Annotated in this window: 11 protein-coding genes and 1 tRNA gene; 9 read left to right on the top strand and 3 right to left on the bottom strand. The window is 68.9% G+C overall.

All coding sequences use genetic code 11. The annotated features are described in order from the left end of the window. Window positions 1-10: 10 nt before the first annotated feature. Both ROY82_09405 and ROY82_09400 read left to right on the top strand, forming a co-directional pair. The gene (locus ROY82_09405; GenBank protein ID MDT3682671.1) at window positions 11-1,714 is read left to right on the top strand and encodes an NAD-dependent malic enzyme; all 1,704 of its coding nucleotides are present in this window, start codon (window positions 11-13) and stop codon (window positions 1,712-1,714) included. Window positions 1,715-1,720: 6 nt separating this feature from the next. Beyond that, window positions 1,721-2,248 carry a GerMN domain-containing protein gene (locus ROY82_09400; GenBank protein ID MDT3682670.1) on the top strand — a complete coding sequence of 176 codons (528 nt, stop codon included), beginning with the start codon at window positions 1,721-1,723 and terminating at the stop codon, window positions 2,246-2,248. A 19-nt stretch (window positions 2,249-2,267) separates the two neighbouring features. On the opposite strand, the gene ROY82_09395 is transcribed toward ROY82_09400, so the two are convergent. Together ROY82_09395 and ROY82_09390 are read right to left on the bottom strand one after the other, a co-directional pair. Next, window positions 2,268-2,678 (bottom strand): CrcB family protein, encoded by a 411-nt coding sequence (locus tag ROY82_09395; protein ID MDT3682669.1) that lies wholly within the window; start codon window positions 2,676-2,678, stop codon window positions 2,268-2,270. 52 nt (window positions 2,679-2,730) lie between these two features. Next, window positions 2,731-2,807, bottom strand: a tRNA-Arg gene (locus tag ROY82_09390). 229 nt (window positions 2,808-3,036) lie between these two features. Here ROY82_09390 and ROY82_09385 point away from each other — a divergent pair. From ROY82_09385 to ROY82_09365, 5 genes are all read left to right on the top strand, one after another. Further along, a complete protein-coding gene (locus ROY82_09385) occupies window positions 3,037-5,190 on the top strand; it encodes a peptidyl-prolyl cis-trans isomerase (GenBank protein MDT3682668.1) in 2,154 nt (717 codons plus the stop codon). 77 nt (window positions 5,191-5,267) lie between these two features. Then, on the top strand, window positions 5,268-6,812 hold the full coding sequence (purH, locus tag ROY82_09380) for a bifunctional phosphoribosylaminoimidazolecarboxamide formyltransferase/IMP cyclohydrolase (GenBank protein ID MDT3682667.1): 1,545 nt from the start codon (window positions 5,268-5,270) through the stop codon (window positions 6,810-6,812). 348 nt (window positions 6,813-7,160) lie between these two features. Continuing rightward, window positions 7,161-11,345 carry an adenosylcobalamin-dependent ribonucleoside-diphosphate reductase gene (locus ROY82_09375; GenBank protein MDT3682666.1) on the top strand — a complete coding sequence of 1,395 codons (4,185 nt, stop codon included), beginning with the start codon at window positions 7,161-7,163 and terminating at the stop codon, window positions 11,343-11,345. A 273-nt stretch (window positions 11,346-11,618) separates the two neighbouring features. Next, complete coding sequence (locus ROY82_09370; GenBank protein ID MDT3682665.1) at window positions 11,619-12,173, top strand: NADPH-dependent FMN reductase; 555 nt, start codon at window positions 11,619-11,621, stop codon at window positions 12,171-12,173. Window positions 12,174-12,226: 53 nt separating this feature from the next. Next, window positions 12,227-12,565 carry a DUF488 domain-containing protein gene (locus tag ROY82_09365; GenBank protein MDT3682664.1) on the top strand — a complete coding sequence of 113 codons (339 nt, stop codon included), beginning with the start codon at window positions 12,227-12,229 and terminating at the stop codon, window positions 12,563-12,565. A gap of 6 nt (window positions 12,566-12,571) precedes the next feature. Here the strand turns inward: ROY82_09365 and ROY82_09360 are convergent, their stop codons facing one another. Beyond that, entirely contained in the window at window positions 12,572-12,910 is a 339-nt protein-coding gene (locus ROY82_09360; GenBank protein MDT3682663.1) for a nucleoside triphosphate pyrophosphohydrolase family protein, read from the bottom strand. Between the two features lie 114 nt (window positions 12,911-13,024). On the opposite strand from ROY82_09360, the gene ROY82_09355 reads away from it, so the two are divergent. After that, window positions 13,025-13,447 carry a MerR family DNA-binding protein gene (locus ROY82_09355; protein ID MDT3682662.1) on the top strand — a complete coding sequence of 141 codons (423 nt, stop codon included), beginning with the start codon at window positions 13,025-13,027 and terminating at the stop codon, window positions 13,445-13,447. A gap of 34 nt (window positions 13,448-13,481) precedes the next feature. Beyond that, window positions 13,482-14,906 carry a mercury(II) reductase gene (gene merA, locus ROY82_09350; protein MDT3682661.1) on the top strand — a complete coding sequence of 475 codons (1,425 nt, stop codon included), beginning with the start codon at window positions 13,482-13,484 and terminating at the stop codon, window positions 14,904-14,906. Window positions 14,907-15,035 lie beyond the last annotated feature (129 nt).

The raw sequence follows: 15,035 nt of genomic DNA, 5'->3' as shown, positions 1-15,035 counted from the left end.
AGTGGATAGCATGCGGCAATTCGAGAAGCGTTTCGACGACGACGGCAACCCCTACCTGGCGACCTCGCTCTCCGGGTACCTCCTGACGCGTTTGCCGCTACTTAACAAGAGCACGGCTTTCTCGCGAGAGGAGCGCCGCGAGCTGGGCCTGGAGGGGCTCGTCCCACCGCACCGCTCCAGCATCGAGGAGCAGGTCGAACGCACCTTCGCGAACTACTCGCGCTTCTCTTCGGCGCTCGACAAGCACATCTACCTGCGCGTGCTGCAGGACCGCAACGAGGTCCTGTTCTACGCGCTGCTCGAGGCGCATCTCGAGGAGATGCTGCCCATCATCTACACGCCGACCGTCGCCGAGGCCGTCCAGAAGTTCAGCCTCATCTACCGCTTCCCCAGGGGGCTGGTCATCAGCACCGACAACATCGACGTCGTCGACCGGGTACTGGCCGACGCCCCCGTGCCGGACGTGCGGCTCGTGGTGGCCACCGACTCCGAGGGCATCCTGGGCATCGGCGACCAGGGCTTCGGGGGCATGGCCATCTGCATCGGCAAGCTCTCCATCTACACGGCCGCGGCGGGCATCGACCCGGCCACCACGCTGCCCATCGAGCTCGACGTGGGCACCAACCGGGCCGACCTGCTCGACGACCCCCTCTACCTGGGAGTGCGCCACGAGCGCCTGACGGGCAGCGCCTACGAGGAGTTCATAGAACGCTTCGTCACGGCGTTCAAGGGCCGGTTCCCGAACGCGTTGCTGCAGTGGGAGGACTTCAGCAAGCAGAAGGCCGTGGACGTCATGAACCGTTACCGCGACGTGCTGCCCTCGTTCAACGACGACATCCAGGGCACGGGCGCCGTCGTGCTGGCGGGGCTGCTCGCGGCGGCCCGCAAGACGCACCGTCCCATGACCGACGAGATCTTCGTGGTTCATGGCGCCGGTGCCGGTGGCATAGGCGTGGGGCGGCAGATCCTAGTGGGCCTGCAGCGCCAAGGCATGAGCCGCGCCGACGCGCTCGCGCGCGTGCTCATGGTCGACTCCAAGGGCCTCATACTCTCGGACCGGAGCGGCCTGGAACCTTACAAGCTCGAGCTTGCCCAGGACCCGTCCCGCGTGGCCGGGTGGCAGTTCGCCGGCAGCGTGCCCACGCTCCTCGAGACGGCGGTGAACGCCAAGGCGACGGGCCTCATCGGACTCTCGGGCCAGGCCGGGGCCTTCGACCAGGCAGTCGTCGGCGCCGTCATGGCGAACTCCCCGACGCCCATCGTCTTTCCACTGTCCAACCCCACCGTGAACGGCGAGGCCGTGCCAGAGGACCTATATGCGTGGTCGGGCGGCCGGGCAATCGTGGCCACGGGGAGCCCGTTCCCCAACGTCGAACATGGCGGTCATTCCTACGCCGTCGGGCAGGGCAACAACGCGTTCATCTTCCCCGGGTTGGGCCTGGGCACGCTCGTCGCCGGAGCGAGCAAGGTGACGGACAACATGCTCACCGCCGCCGCCGAGGCGCTTTCGGCGTACACGGATCCAGCGCGCCTGTTGGAGGGCGCCGTCTATCCACGGATAAGCAAGCTGGGCCGCGCGAGCAAGCAGGTGGCCGGGGCGGTCGTCAAGCAGGCGTTGGAGGACGGCGTGGCGCGCAACGAGCCGGACGACCCGGTCGAGGCGGTCGACGAGGCCATGTGGCAGCCGCGTTACCTGCCGATCCGGAAGGCGTAGGCGCACGTGCGCACCGTGGTGCTTCGGGTCGCCGCGCTGGCGCTTCTGCTGCTGCTCACGCTCGTCGCCGTCATCACTCTGCGCACCTTGCAACGCGTGCCGGACACCGTCGTCTACTTCGTGCGCGATGCCGGCATGACGTTCACGCTCGAGCCGGTGAACCGTCGCCTGGGGCGGACGACGGCGGAGGAACGGGCGGCCCTTCAGGTGGGGGCGCTTACGAGGGGACCCACCGCCGACGAGGCGGCGCGTGGGTTGGCAACGGCGGTGCCGCCAGACACGGCGGTGCTGGGCGCCTCCCTCTCCGGGGGCGTCCTCAGCGTCGACCTGTCGGCCGCCTTCGAACGCGGCGGCGGGACCTCGGCCATGCTGGCGCGCCTCAACCAGCTCTACTACACCCTCACCCAGCCCACGGACGTCGACGCCGTACGGCTCCTGGTCGAGGGCGAGCCGGTAGTCGTGTTCTCCGGCGAGGGCCTGATGGTGCAGCAGCCGTGGGTTAGGGGGGAGCAGCCCGAGCGTCCGACGTGGTGAGCGCGGCTCGGGGTCGTCCCTAGCTGGTCAACCTCGCCGCCGCCCAGTAGGCTAGCGCCGCGGCGGCGACGCACAAGACGACGGACAGCAGCGCGTTGGCGAGCGCCCGACCCACGAACCCGGCCCGCAGCAGGTCGACGGTCTGCAGGCTGAACGAGGAGAACGTCGTGAACCCGCCGCAAACGCCGACGAGCGCGGCCAGGCGCCAAGCTTGCGTGGCGGGTTGGCCGGCGCCGCCTACCGTGAGCTCGCCGAAGAAGACGATAGCGAACGAGCCGAGCACGTTGACGACGAGCATGCTGAAGGGGAAGCCCCGGCTGATCGGCTCCAGCCAGAGCGCGAAACCGTAGCGCAGCGCGCTGCCCACGCCGCCGCCCGCCGCCACGCTCAAGAAGGCCGTCAGGGGGTTGAGCGTCGGCGCTTGGTTCACGTGGACTTCCTGGGCCGCCGGCCATTGGGCTCGCGGCTAGTGGGGTGGGAGTTGGTGCGCCCGACAGGATTCGAACCTGTGGCCTTTCGCTCCGGAGGCGAACGCTCTATCCGACTGAGCTACGGGCGCCCGTAGCGACACTGCGCCGCTGAGGCAAAGAGCAATATAGCACCCGCCGCGCACGCGGCTCTCACTCGCCGTTCTGGTACACTTCGGGGCGTGCTCCGAGATGTTCACCGCCCGCATGCCGGTCGATAGTTGGGCCGCACGGGGCAGGTCGTGGTTCGAACGAGTCACCTTTACAGGCGCATCCGCGAAACGGCGCGGGTGGAAAGCGCGCCGGGAGGAAGTCAACTAGATGAAGCTTAGCAAACGCACGAACACCATCATCTTGTGGGGCGTGTCCATCGGCCTCTTGGCGGGCATGGTGGTCATGTTCACGCCGGGGCTCGGCGGCTCTGTCGGTGGCGCCAGCAAGGGCGCGGCTCAGATCGTCGTCAACGGGCAGACCCTATACGACGCCGACCTTCAGCAGATCCGTAGCAATCCGCTCTTCAACACCGTGACCGAGGGCGAGGTCGGCAAGGACCTGCAGCGGCTCATGGTCGACGAGATCGTGCGTAACACGGTCCTCGATCAGGCCGCCGCCCGTGTTGCCATCGGCAACGGTCAGGTGCGTGCCGCCGTCAACGACTTCCGCGCCGAGCGCGGTGTGGACGGTGCCCGCAACGACCAGGCGTACCTCCGGCTCATCGGCAGCTCGGGCTTCAACGACCAGAGCTTCCGCGAGTACATGAAGGGCCAGCTCAAGCTGCAGGAGTGGGAGTCCCGCCTCGTCAAGGACGTTACGGTCTCCGACGCCGAGGTCCAGGCCTACTACGAATCGCACCTTTCCTCCTACCAGTCCGAGGAACGCATTTTGGCGCGCGAGATCGTCGTGGCCGACAAGGACCTGGCGGAGCGTCTGCGCCGTGAGGCGCTAGCGGGCGCGGACTTCGCCACGCTGGCGCGCGAGAACAGCCTGGAGCTGGCCGATCGCGACGGCGCCATCGGCGCAGCCGGCGGCGAGACCGAGCCCAAGCCGGTGGGTCGCCCTGCACTGCCGACGGTCGTCGCGAACGCGGCCTTCTCGCTTCGGGGCGCGGGCGTGACCGATGTGATCACCTACAACGACCGCTACTACGTCATCGAGGTCGAGGGCTACGAGCCCGCCGCCGACCGGCCGTTCGACGACGTCAAGGAGACGGTCGCCGCAGACGCCCTGAACGCCAAGAAGTCGGGCGTGGTCGAGGCCGAGCTCGAGAGGCTGCGTAAGGCCGCTCAGGTCTCGTTCCCACCCACCAGCACGCTTTCCTTCGACAACCCGGTGGTCGCCACCGTGGGAGATCACGAGATCCACGCGGCCGAGCTCGACCGGGCCCTCTACACCAACACGCAGATCCAGCAGGCCCTCTCGCCGCAGACGGCGGACCTCATCGTCGGACTCTTCAAGCCGACGGTCCTCAACCAGTTGATCGATACCGAGGTCGCGTACCAGAGCGCCGGTTCGCTGGGCCAACCTTTCGTGGGTACGCGTAACGGCATCGCACAGGCGGCACTCAATTTCGTTGCCCGGGACGCCACGGCGAGCGAGGCCGACATCGAGAAGTACTACTCGGAGAACCAGTCGCAGTTCACCATCTCGGCAGAGGCCACCGTCACCAAGGCGGAGTTCGCCGAGGAGGCTGCAGCCGAGGCGTTCCGTGAGGCCCTGCTCGCCGGCGACGACGTCACCGCCGCCAACGAGACCCTGGGCGGCACGGTCACCGAGCTCGGCCGCGTGAAGCCGGGCGACCTGCCCACGGAACTCGACACGGCGCTGTTCGGGACCGACGCCTTCGACGACCTCCCGGGCGGCTCTCTGGCGGTCAGCGACGTGCTGGTGCTAGAGGAACCCGTCGAGGCTGCCGCTGGTGACGATGAGGCCGACGCGGCGGCTGCCGATGACACCGCTTCCACTTCCGCCGCCTCGGCTGCCGGCGACCAGGCGTCCGCCGGAGGCGAGGCCACCGACGCCGGCGCGACGGGTGACGACACAACTGCTGCCGACGCGACTGCCGCAGACGCGACGGGCACCGACGCTACAGGCGCCGACGCTACGGCCGACGCCGACGCCGCCGGCGACGGTGAGCCCGACGCGGCGCCTGTCACCACGAAGGACACGTACGTGGTCCTGGTGGCCGATAGGCTGCCCGCCCGTGTGCGGCCACTCGCGGACGTCCGGGCCCAGGTCGAGCAGGCCGTCCTTGCTCAGAAACGCCAGGCCGAGCGCAGCGCCTGGCTCGACGAACAGCGCGCCAAGATCGAGATCGTCGAGACCAGCAAGCCCGATCTCGTGCTGCCCACCGACACGGCTCCCGGTACCGGCGACGCTGGCGGGGGTGGCGAGGCCCCGCCCGAGCAGGCGCCGGACGCCGCGCCCTCCGGGGATTCGGCGCCCCAAGACGAGGCCGCTCCCGGCGCAGCGAACTGAAACAGGTTCGGTGCAACGTGAGGGCGGCCACTTCGCACGAAGTGGCCGCCCTCACCGTTTCATGAGAAGGAGACGACATGCCGCCTACGAGTGAAGGAAAGCGCCCCCGAGCACTGCTCAGCGTGTCGGACAAGACGGGGCTGGAGGGCTTCGCCCGAGGATTGGTCGAGCTGGGCTACGAGCTCGTGAGCACGGGCGGAACCCTGGCGGCCCTCGAGCGCTGGGGGCTGCCGGCCCTGGGGGTGTCCGACGTCACCGGCTTCCCCGAGATCCTGGATGGGCGCGTGAAGACGCTGCATCCGAAGGTCCATGGCGGCATCCTCGCGCGGCGGGACGACGCCCACCTCGCCGAGCTGGCGCGCCACGAGATAACGCCCATAGACGTCGTGGTGGCCAACCTCTACCCGTTCAGGGAGACGGTCGCGCGGCCGAACGTGACCGAGGCCGAGGCGCTGGAGCAGGTCGACATCGGTGGCCCCGCCATGCTGCGCGCCGCCGCCAAGAACCACCCCGGCGTGGTGGTGGTCGTGAACCCGGGCGATTACCCCGATGTGCTCGAGGCCCTGGAGCGCGGACCGACGCCCGAAGAGCGCCGCCGGCTGGCCCTTGCCGCGTTCGCGCACACGGCCGCCTACGACGCCGCCATCGTCGCCTACCTGAGCAAGGGGGAGGAACTGCCGCAGAACCTCGACGTCGCCTTGGAGCGCGCCGAAGTCCTGCGCTACGGCGAGAACCCGCACCAAGCGGGCGCCCGCTACCGCGAAGTCGGCGCCGACTCAGTGTGGGACGAGGCCAAGGTTCATTCCGGCCTCGCGCTGTCTTACCTGAACCTCTTCGACGCGGAGGCGGCCTGGCGCCTCGCGCACGCCCTGGCGGCCAGCGCGCCCGCTTGCGTCATCGTCAAGCATGCCAACCCCTGCGGTGCTGCCTGGGGGACCGACCTCGAGGAGGCTTACGCCAAGGCGTTCGCCGCCGACTCGAAGTCGGCGTTCGGCGGCGTCGTCGCGCTTCCCGGCTTCGTCGACCTTGCTTTGGCCGAGCGCATGGTGGCCAACCCCAAGGCCGACGTGCTCCTGGCACGCGGCTACGCGCCGGAGGCGCTGGCGCTCCTCGCGAGGAAGCGCAAGAACACGCGCGTCATCGAGCTGCCGGCCCCGCGGCCCGCCGGCTTCGAACTGCGACGCGTGGACGGGGGCTTCTTGGTGCAGCGCCCGGACGTCGTGAGCCTGGACCGGTCGGCCTGGCAGGTCGTCACCAGCAGGCAACCGACCGAGGCTCAGTGGCGCGACGTCGAGTTGGCCCAGCTCGTGTGCGCGGCCACCTCCTCCAACGCCATCGTCCTGGTGGCCGGCGGGAGCGCCGTGGGCATCGGCGCGGGACAGCAGAGCCGCGTAGACGCGGCCGAGATCGCCGTGCGCAAGGCGGCCGGCCGCGCGCAGGGCGGAGTGGGCGCGTCGGACGCCTTCTTCCCCTTCAGGGACGGCTTGGAAGCGGTGGCGGCCTCGGGCGTGACCGTGGTGGTGCAGCCCGGGGGCTCGATCGCGGACCAGGCGATCACGGAGGCGGCGGAGGAACTGGGCCTCGCCATGGTGTTCACGGGCGAGAGGCACTTCAGGCACTGATGGAGTCGAGGCCGCCTTCCAGGGCAGCGTCATCACCGTCGCGCCCGCTACTTCTGCACGGCCCGTTCGGTACCACATCTAGTAGGTGAGGCCCGCCGGCTCTCCCTTACTGGTAGCCGGATGGTACTTGGCTGCTTGCCAGGACTCGGCGGTGGGTGGTAGCCTGCCACTCGTCTTCGACGCCTGATTCACGGGGCCAGGGCCCCTGGCATTGGCGCCGCCCAGCAGAAGGTTTTCGCGTCTTGCCGGGGTGAGATATTTTGCTCAAGATGACAGCGGTGGTATGCGCTAGGGTGATCGATACAAGTGCTGGTATCTGACTAGCCGTTTACCAGGGCACGCGTCCGCGTGCAGACGCTCGAGCGAACGGGCGGCAGCGAAAAACGGGCGGGTGGCGCCGGCTACTCGCCCTTCGGGAGGAACGCAATGGTGGACAACTCGTCATCGAACCCAGGGGCCTCGAACGTGGGCTTCGACCCGCACGCCGTGAGCATCGCGAAGCGGCAGTACTTTCAACCGGGTGAGGAGTCGGTCGAGGCCATGTTCCACCGCGTGGCCGCCTGGGTGGCGCAGCCCGAACGCCCAGAGCTTCGCGACGAGCAGGCCGACCGCTTCTACCGGCTGATGGCCAGCAAGAGCTTCTGCCCCGGAGGCCGTGTGCTGGCCGGCGCCAACACGCTTCACGGCAACGTCCTCAACTGCTTCGTGCAAGATGGAAGCCCCGAGCAGCCGGGTACGGACGCGTGGGTACTCAACCTGGCCCGCAAGCTCGCGCTCGTCACGAAAGTGGGTGGCGGCAACGGCGTCAACCTCGATCCCATCGCGCCCAAACGCCACTTCACCGGCACCACCGGACGGCTCTACCTCACCGCCGGCCGCTCGCACGCCGACTACCAGAAGATCAGGAGCGGGACGTTCTTCGACGTCGCCAAGGGCGAGATGGTCACCCGCGGTTACCGCGCCGGCACGTTCGTGGAGCGCGACCACCTCCCGGCGGGCGTGAGCGTCCGCCTGGTAGGCGACTCCGTGGACGACATCTGGCAGGCTGCGGCCGACGCCGTCACGGCGATGCTCGCGGGCCGCGACATAGTCGTCGACCTCTCCGACCTCAGGGCCGAGGGCACGCCGGTGGCCGGCTCCGGAGGCACCTCCAGCGGCCCCTCGTCCTTCGCGGTCGAGGTGTACGACAACTTCGCGGTGTGGGCCGGCCTGGGCGGGGCGCGCTTCGCGGGTCCGGTGGCCACGTTGCGGCACCTGTTCGCACCCACCTTGAGGGCCATCAGGCAGGGCGGCTGCCTCCACCCCGACACACTGGTGAACACCAGCAAGGGCACCCTGCGCCTTTCCGAACTCGTGGACGCCCACCAGACCGGCTGGCAGGATCACTACCTCAAGGTCGCTACGGACGAGGGGTGGAAAGCGAGCCCCCGCGGCTTCAACAACGGCGTGGTAGAGACGCTGCGCGTGACGCTGGCAAACGGCCAGTCGCTCCGCGGGACGCGCAACCACAAACTGAAGGTGATCCGCGAGAACGGGCGCCGCGAGTGGGTCGAGTTCGACGACCTGACAACCAGCGACCGCGTCATCCAGGTCCTCGACCAGCACACCGGCGCGCCGGTCACCCTGCAGCCGGTCGACCCGCCAGAAGGAGGGGCCAAGCTCGGCCTTATGCCGGGGCGCCTAACGGAGCGCATGGCGTTCTTCCTCGGGTACCTCTGGGGCGACGGCTTCGTCGCTTCGGGGCGCGTCGGCATCTCCGTGGCCCACGGGTCACCCATGCAGACGGAGGCGCCGCGCCTGTTCGAGGAGCTCTTCGGGCTGTCGGCATCCGTGGAGCAGGGCCCCGATGCAGGCACAGTGTCGTACGTGGCCGACTGCCCGCACCTCGGCGCCTGGCTCGAGGCCAACGGCCTCGACAAGCCCGGCACGCGTGAAGCGGCCATCCCGAGGGCCGTGCGCATGTCATCTCGGCCCGTGGTCGGCGCCTTCCTACGCGGGCTCTTCGAGGCCAGCGGCTCGCTCAGCCGCGGCGTGCCCCAGGTGAGCACCGCCTCGCCGCTCCTCGCCGAGGATGTGGCCACCATGCTGGCAGGCCTCGGCATCCCAAGCAAGCTGACCGCCTCGAGCGGGACGCATGACCGTAACGCGAGTGGCAAGGTTCACCGTCTCAGCGTGGTGAGCCATAAGGGGCTGAAGCGCTTCGTCGAGCGCGTCGGCTTCCTCGAGGGCTCCCGGTTGGAGGCGGCAGAGGGAGCCGTGCCGGAAAGCGTGGAGCAGTCGTGGCAGCTCCCACACCCTGCAGCGGCGCCTGCCGAGAGCTTCAGGTCCGTGCCGGTGGGAACCACGGGCCGGCCAGCGGTTTTCAGCGCGACGCGCCAGGCCACGCCAGGCGCTACACCCGGCGAACTCCGCATCAGTGTCACGTGCCACGGGCTGCGCACCTCCTCCCACGAGGCCGACCAGCCGGAGTTCGGCCACGACGAGTACTACGTGGGTGTGGCCAGCGTGAAGCCGGCTGGGCGGGCCCTCACGCTCGACCTATCGGTGGACGAGAACAAGACCTACCTGGCCGGCGGCTTCGTCACTCACAACACGCGCCGCGGCGCCGGCATGGCCACCCTCGCCATCACCCACCCCGACCTGCAGGACTTCGTGACGGCCAAGGACCTCGACCGCGAACGCGCCGAGGGCGACATCAGCACCTTCAACATCTCGGTCCTCGTGACCAACGAGTTCATGGACCAGGGGAGCGGCGAGCATGGCCGCGGCACGCTCTGGGAGATCGCCCAGCATGCCTGGGCGACGGGCGAGCCCGGGCTCATCTACGTCGACCGCATCAACGAGCACAACCCCATGCGCAGCGCCATGGGCGACATCCGCAGCACCAACCCGTGCGGCGAGATCCCGCTCTACCCGGGCGAGCCGTGCGACCTGGGCGCCATCAACCTGGCCGCCTACGTCACGCAGCGCGACGTCGGGCTCGCCGGTTACGACTTCGACCGCTACACGGCGGACGTGACGACCTGCGTGCGCTTCCTCGACAACGTCCTCGACGTCAACAAGTTCGCGCTCGAGGACAACCGCGAGATGAGCATGAAGCTGCGCCGCCTGGGCTTGGGCGTCATGGGCCTCGCCGACGCCCTCATCCTGATGGGTTACGGCTACGACTCCGACGAGGGCCGCGACGCCGTGGCGGCCATAATCGGCGCGCTGCGCAACGCCGCCACCCAGGCCTCGCAGGCGCTCGCCGCCGAGCGCGGCGCGTTTCCCCTGTACGACGTCAGCGACCTGACCACGCCGCGCCGCAACGTCGCCATCCTCACGGTCGCCCCCACGGGTACGACCAGCATGCTGATGGGCGTGTCTTCGGGCGTGGAGCCGGTGTTCGCGCCGTTCATCTACCGCAAGATCGGCACCAGCTACCATGCGCTCATCCACCCCTTGTTCCAGGAACTGCTCGAGGAGCACGCGCCGCACCCCGATTACGAGCTGGATGGGCGTTGGGACTGGGAGAAGGTCGTCGCCGCAGTGCAGGGCAACCACGGCTCCGTCCAGGGCCTGCACTTCATACCCGAGAAGGTGCGTGCGGTGCTGGTCTGTGCCCACGACATCAGCCCGGCGGGCCACGTGCGCATGCAGGGGGTGGTGCAACGGGCGTTCGACGACGGCGACCGTGCGGCCAACTCCATCTCCAAGACCATCAACCTGCCGAACCAGGCTACGACGGCCGACGTGTTCGACGCTTACCGCTTGGCCTTCGCCACCGGGTGCAAGGGGATCACGGTCTACCGCGACGGCTCCCGTGACTTCCAGGTGCTCTCGACCTCCAAGGACGCCCAGAAGGAACCGAGCAAGGAGCCGACCATGGAGCCGACCCGGCAGGCCGCGGCTCCCGCCCCAACGACCGACCTCGGCGGCGCCTCCGCCAACGTGATCTCGACCGCCGCCGCGGGCGTATCACAACCGGCCCCGCACGCCATGGCCGCCAGCGCCGACGGCTCCAGGACGGTAACCGCCGCCCAGGACCCGACCCCGCAGGGCCGGCCGGCCACACCGGCACCGAGCGAGGATCGCCTCCCCGGCGAACCCCTGTTCAACCGCCCCACGCGCTTGTCGGGCTTCACCGACTCGGTGAAGCTCATGCTGCCGAGCGGCGAGAAGCGCGGTTTCTTCGTGACCGTCAACATGCAAGACGGGCTGCCTGCCGAGGTGTTCATCGTCTCGGGCAAGGCCGGTGACGAGGCGAACGCCGACAGCGAGGCGCTTGGACGCGTCGTCTCGATCGCGCTGCAGTACGGCGTGCCGGCGGAGGCGCTGGTCAAGACGCTGCGCGGCATCAACGGTGGCATGTTCGGGACTTACCAGGGCCGAATGGTGGCGTCGAAGGCCGACCTGCTGGCGGTCGCGCTGGAGACCGTGGGCGTCAAGAACGTCCTCAACAACGGCAAGGCCTGTCCGGACTGCGGCGCGCCGCTGCGGTTCGAGGAGGGCTGCCAGAAGTGCGAGAGCTGCGGCTACAGCAAGTGTGGGTGACACGCTGGCGCGGTTGACGCTAGCGCGGTTGACGCTGGCGCGGTTGACACGCTGGCGCAGTTGACGGCGCGGGCCCACGCCGAGTAACCCCCCGGAGAGTCCGTGACGAACGGACTCTCCTCTCTATGGCCTCGGGGCCGCCCAGCTTCGCTCGGCGCGTTGACGGGGGTACGGACCTCACGACCCCCGGGGCGAAACGGGCTTAACCTCACCACGTGGCGCTCGGTCGTCACGCGGCCGCTCCGGGGGGCGGCAGCAGAGGGAGGTCGAGTCATGAACGCCAAGGTAGCGGTCCTGGTGGGCAGCCTACGAACGGACTCACTCAACCGGCGGCTCGCGTTCGCACTCGAGCGCCATGCACCGGGGGACTGGGAGTTCGAGCATGCCAACCTCGCCGGCCTGCCGCTCTACGACGACGACCTGCTGGCCAACAGCCCACAGAGCGTGAGGGACTTCAAGGGCGTGATCGCCGGGGCCGACGCCGTCATGATCGTGTCGCCCGAATACAACCGCTCGATGCCGGGCGTGCTCAAGAACGCCATCGACTGGGCCTCCAGGCCCAAGGCCGAGAACGTGTTCGCTCACAAGCCGACGATGATCGCCGGCGCCTCGACCGGCCGCGTGGGCACGGCCGTGATGCAGGCGCACCTGCGCACCAGCCTGGCGTACCTGGACGCCCCGACGCTGGGCCAACCCGAGGCGTACATCACCTTCGACCCGCCCGACCTCATAAGCGCCGACGGCACCGTCACTGTGCCCGGCACCGACGAGTTCCTGGCGCGAGTGATGCAGCGCTTCGAGGCCTGGCTTGACGGCGTTCGCGGCTGAGGAGCTGCGTCACCCGACGCGGCCCGGGTGTCGAGGCGGGTCTATCCTGGGGCATGTTGAAGATCAAGAGAGCCTACGAGACTGCTGCCGCCAGCGACGGTACTCGCGTCCTGGTCGACAGGATCTGGCCCCGCGGGGTCAGCAAGGACGAGGCGGACATCGACTGGTGGGCGAAGGAAGTGGCCCCCAGCACCGAGCTCCGCAAGTGGTTCGGGCACGACCCCGAGCGCTGGGCGGAGTTCCAGAAGCGTTACAAGCAGGAACTCAAGGGAAACGCCGAGCTGGAGCGCCTCAAGGCCATGACGAAGAAGGGCGACGTTACCCTCGTCTACAGCGCCAAGGACGAGGAGCACAACCAGGCGCGCGTGATCTACGACCTGCTCAAGGCCTGACGCCGCCTAACGGTCGTCGCCACTCCCGGTGATCACGCCGCGCTCCTTGCGGCTTCGCAGCTTCGCGAGGTTCGTCTCGCCCACGCTTTCCAAGCTGACGCCCAGGTCGGCGGCCAGGTTCGCCACGTACCAGAGCACGTCACCCAACTCCTTCACCAGGCCCTGGTTCTGCTCCTGGGTAAGCTCCTGGCCCGCCTGGTAGCCTTCGTCTCGCATGAGCTTCCCGAGCTTCTCCGTCACCTCGCCCGCCTCGCCTGCGAGCTTAAGGGCGGGGTAGAGGATGCGGGCGTGCCGTGGGTAGACGGCCAAAGAGCGGGCGCTGGCCTGATACTCGTCGAGGGTCATGGCCGGATGCTAACCGACACCCCAGACTCGGCGCACGGGTACCAACGCCCGAGAACCCGAGGAGCCCATCACATTGGAGACGTTCAGGTGAGCCGGACGCTACTACCATGGGACATGGCGACCATCGGGCAGTTGGCTCAGCGCACGCGCGAGTCCGTCAAGACCCTGCGCTACTGGACGGATTCTGGACTGTTGGAAGCCGATCGTGGTGCGAACGGCTACCGCTACTACGGCGACGAGGCCATTACCCGCGTGGAGTTCATCCGCAGCGCACAGGCGCTCGGTTTGACGTTGAGGGAGATCGGTGACGTTCTTCAGGCTCGCAATCAGGATGGCCCTCCATGCCCAGCGGTTCGAGCGGTTCTGGCTCGACACCTGCACGCCGTCCGAGACCGCCTCGCGCAGCTGCGCCGGTTGGAGGAGGAGCTAGCCGCCCGGGTGAAGTGGGCGGAAGAGCACCCGAAGCCTGCTTGCGAAAGCGAGGGTTGCGTGTACCTTGCCGAGCCGGCCGCGTCCCATCACCACCGGGCAGCTTGACTCTCCCCCAAAGGGGAGAGCCTAGCCTGCCGGCATGGCTAATGACGAGTGGTTCGACTACGACCTAGTGATCATCGGCACGGGTGGGGCGGGCATGGCTACCGCCATTCGCGGCGACGAGCTCGGCGCGCGCGTAGCCATCGTCGAGGGCGGCGAGGAGGTGGGCGGCACCTGCGTCAACGTCGGCTGCATTCCCTCGAAGCTGCTTATCGAGGCGGCCGCTAGTTACCACGAGGCCCGCACGTGCCTCCCAGGTGCCACGGCCGATGCGTCGCAGAGCGTGTGGGAACTGGCGCTCGCGCGTAAACGAGCCGTGGTAGGGAAGCTTCGGCAGGAGAAGTACCTCGACGTGCTGCCGTTCTACGCGGGAGTGTCGCTCCTGCGTGGCCGGGCCGAGCTGCTTGGCGCCGGCCGCGTGCGGGTCGGGGACGAGGAGCTGGGGGCGCGCAAGGTGGTGATCGCCACCGGCGCCACGCCCGCCATGCCGCCCATCCCGGGCCTGGCTGAGGCGGGCGCCCTGACCAGCACAAGCGCGATGGAGATCGAGAAGCTGCCGGCGTCGATGATCGTGCTCGGTGCTGGAGCAATCGGCTTGGAGCTCGGCCAGATGTTCGCGCGGTTCGGTGTGACGGTCAACGTGCTCGACGTCGCCCCGCGAATCTTGCCGAGCGAGGATCCCGAACTCTCGCGGGTGCTCGCGGACGCTCTCACGGAGGAGGGCCTGACTTTGCGGACGAGTGTGCGGGTTACGCGTGTTGCTCGCCACGAAGCGGGTTACCGGGTGGAGGTCGAGCGCGGCGGCGCGCGGGAGACGTTGCGAGCCGAGCAGCTCTTGGTGGCAACCGGCCGCCGAGCCAACACGAGCGGCCTAGGCTTGGACCGCGCGGGGGTGGAGCTGGACGAGCAAGGGTTCGTGCGGGTGGATGAGTTCATGCGCACATCGAACCCCGATGTGTTCGCCGCCGGCGACGTCACCGGCGGCCCCCAGTTCGTTTACGTCGCTGCCGCGGGCGGTGGGATCGCCGCGCAGGCCGCCCTCGCCGACGGCATGGGGCGCGGGGCGGCCCAGCTTGATTTGAGCGTAACGCCGCGCGTGGTCTTCACCGATCCGCAACTCGCAGCCGTGGGGTTGACGGAGGCCGAAGCGCGGGCGGTGGGGCGTGAGCCTACTGTGGTTACGCTCCCCGTCGCGGCGATGTCGCGCGCGGTCGTGTCCGGCCGGGACCGCGGGCTCATCAAGCTGGTGGCCGAGGTTGGTAGCAATCACCTACTCGGGGCGCACGTCGTGTCCGCGAACGCCGGCGATATCATCGGCGAGGCGACGCTGGCCGTGCGCTTCGGCCTGACGACGGATGATCTTGTCACCACGCTCCATCCCTACCTGACGTGGGCGGAAGGCTTGAAGTTGGCAGCGCAAACCTCCAGCAAGGACGTGGCCAAACTCTCCTGCTGTGCGTGATGAGCGTGGTGGCCGCAGCGGCCTACCGCGAGTGACGGGAGGCGCTCACCAGCGGGGGTCGGCGCGAATGCTCGCGCCCCATCCGGGTGGCGTTCGGGCAACACGGCGCCTTCGGGGATTTCCTGCGCA

The organism is Truepera sp. (genome assembly GCA_032027045.1).
In the GTDB taxonomy this organism is placed as follows: Bacteria; Deinococcota; Deinococci; order Deinococcales; family Trueperaceae; genus JAAYYF01.
This window is presented reverse-complemented; position numbering and strand designations above follow the sequence as displayed.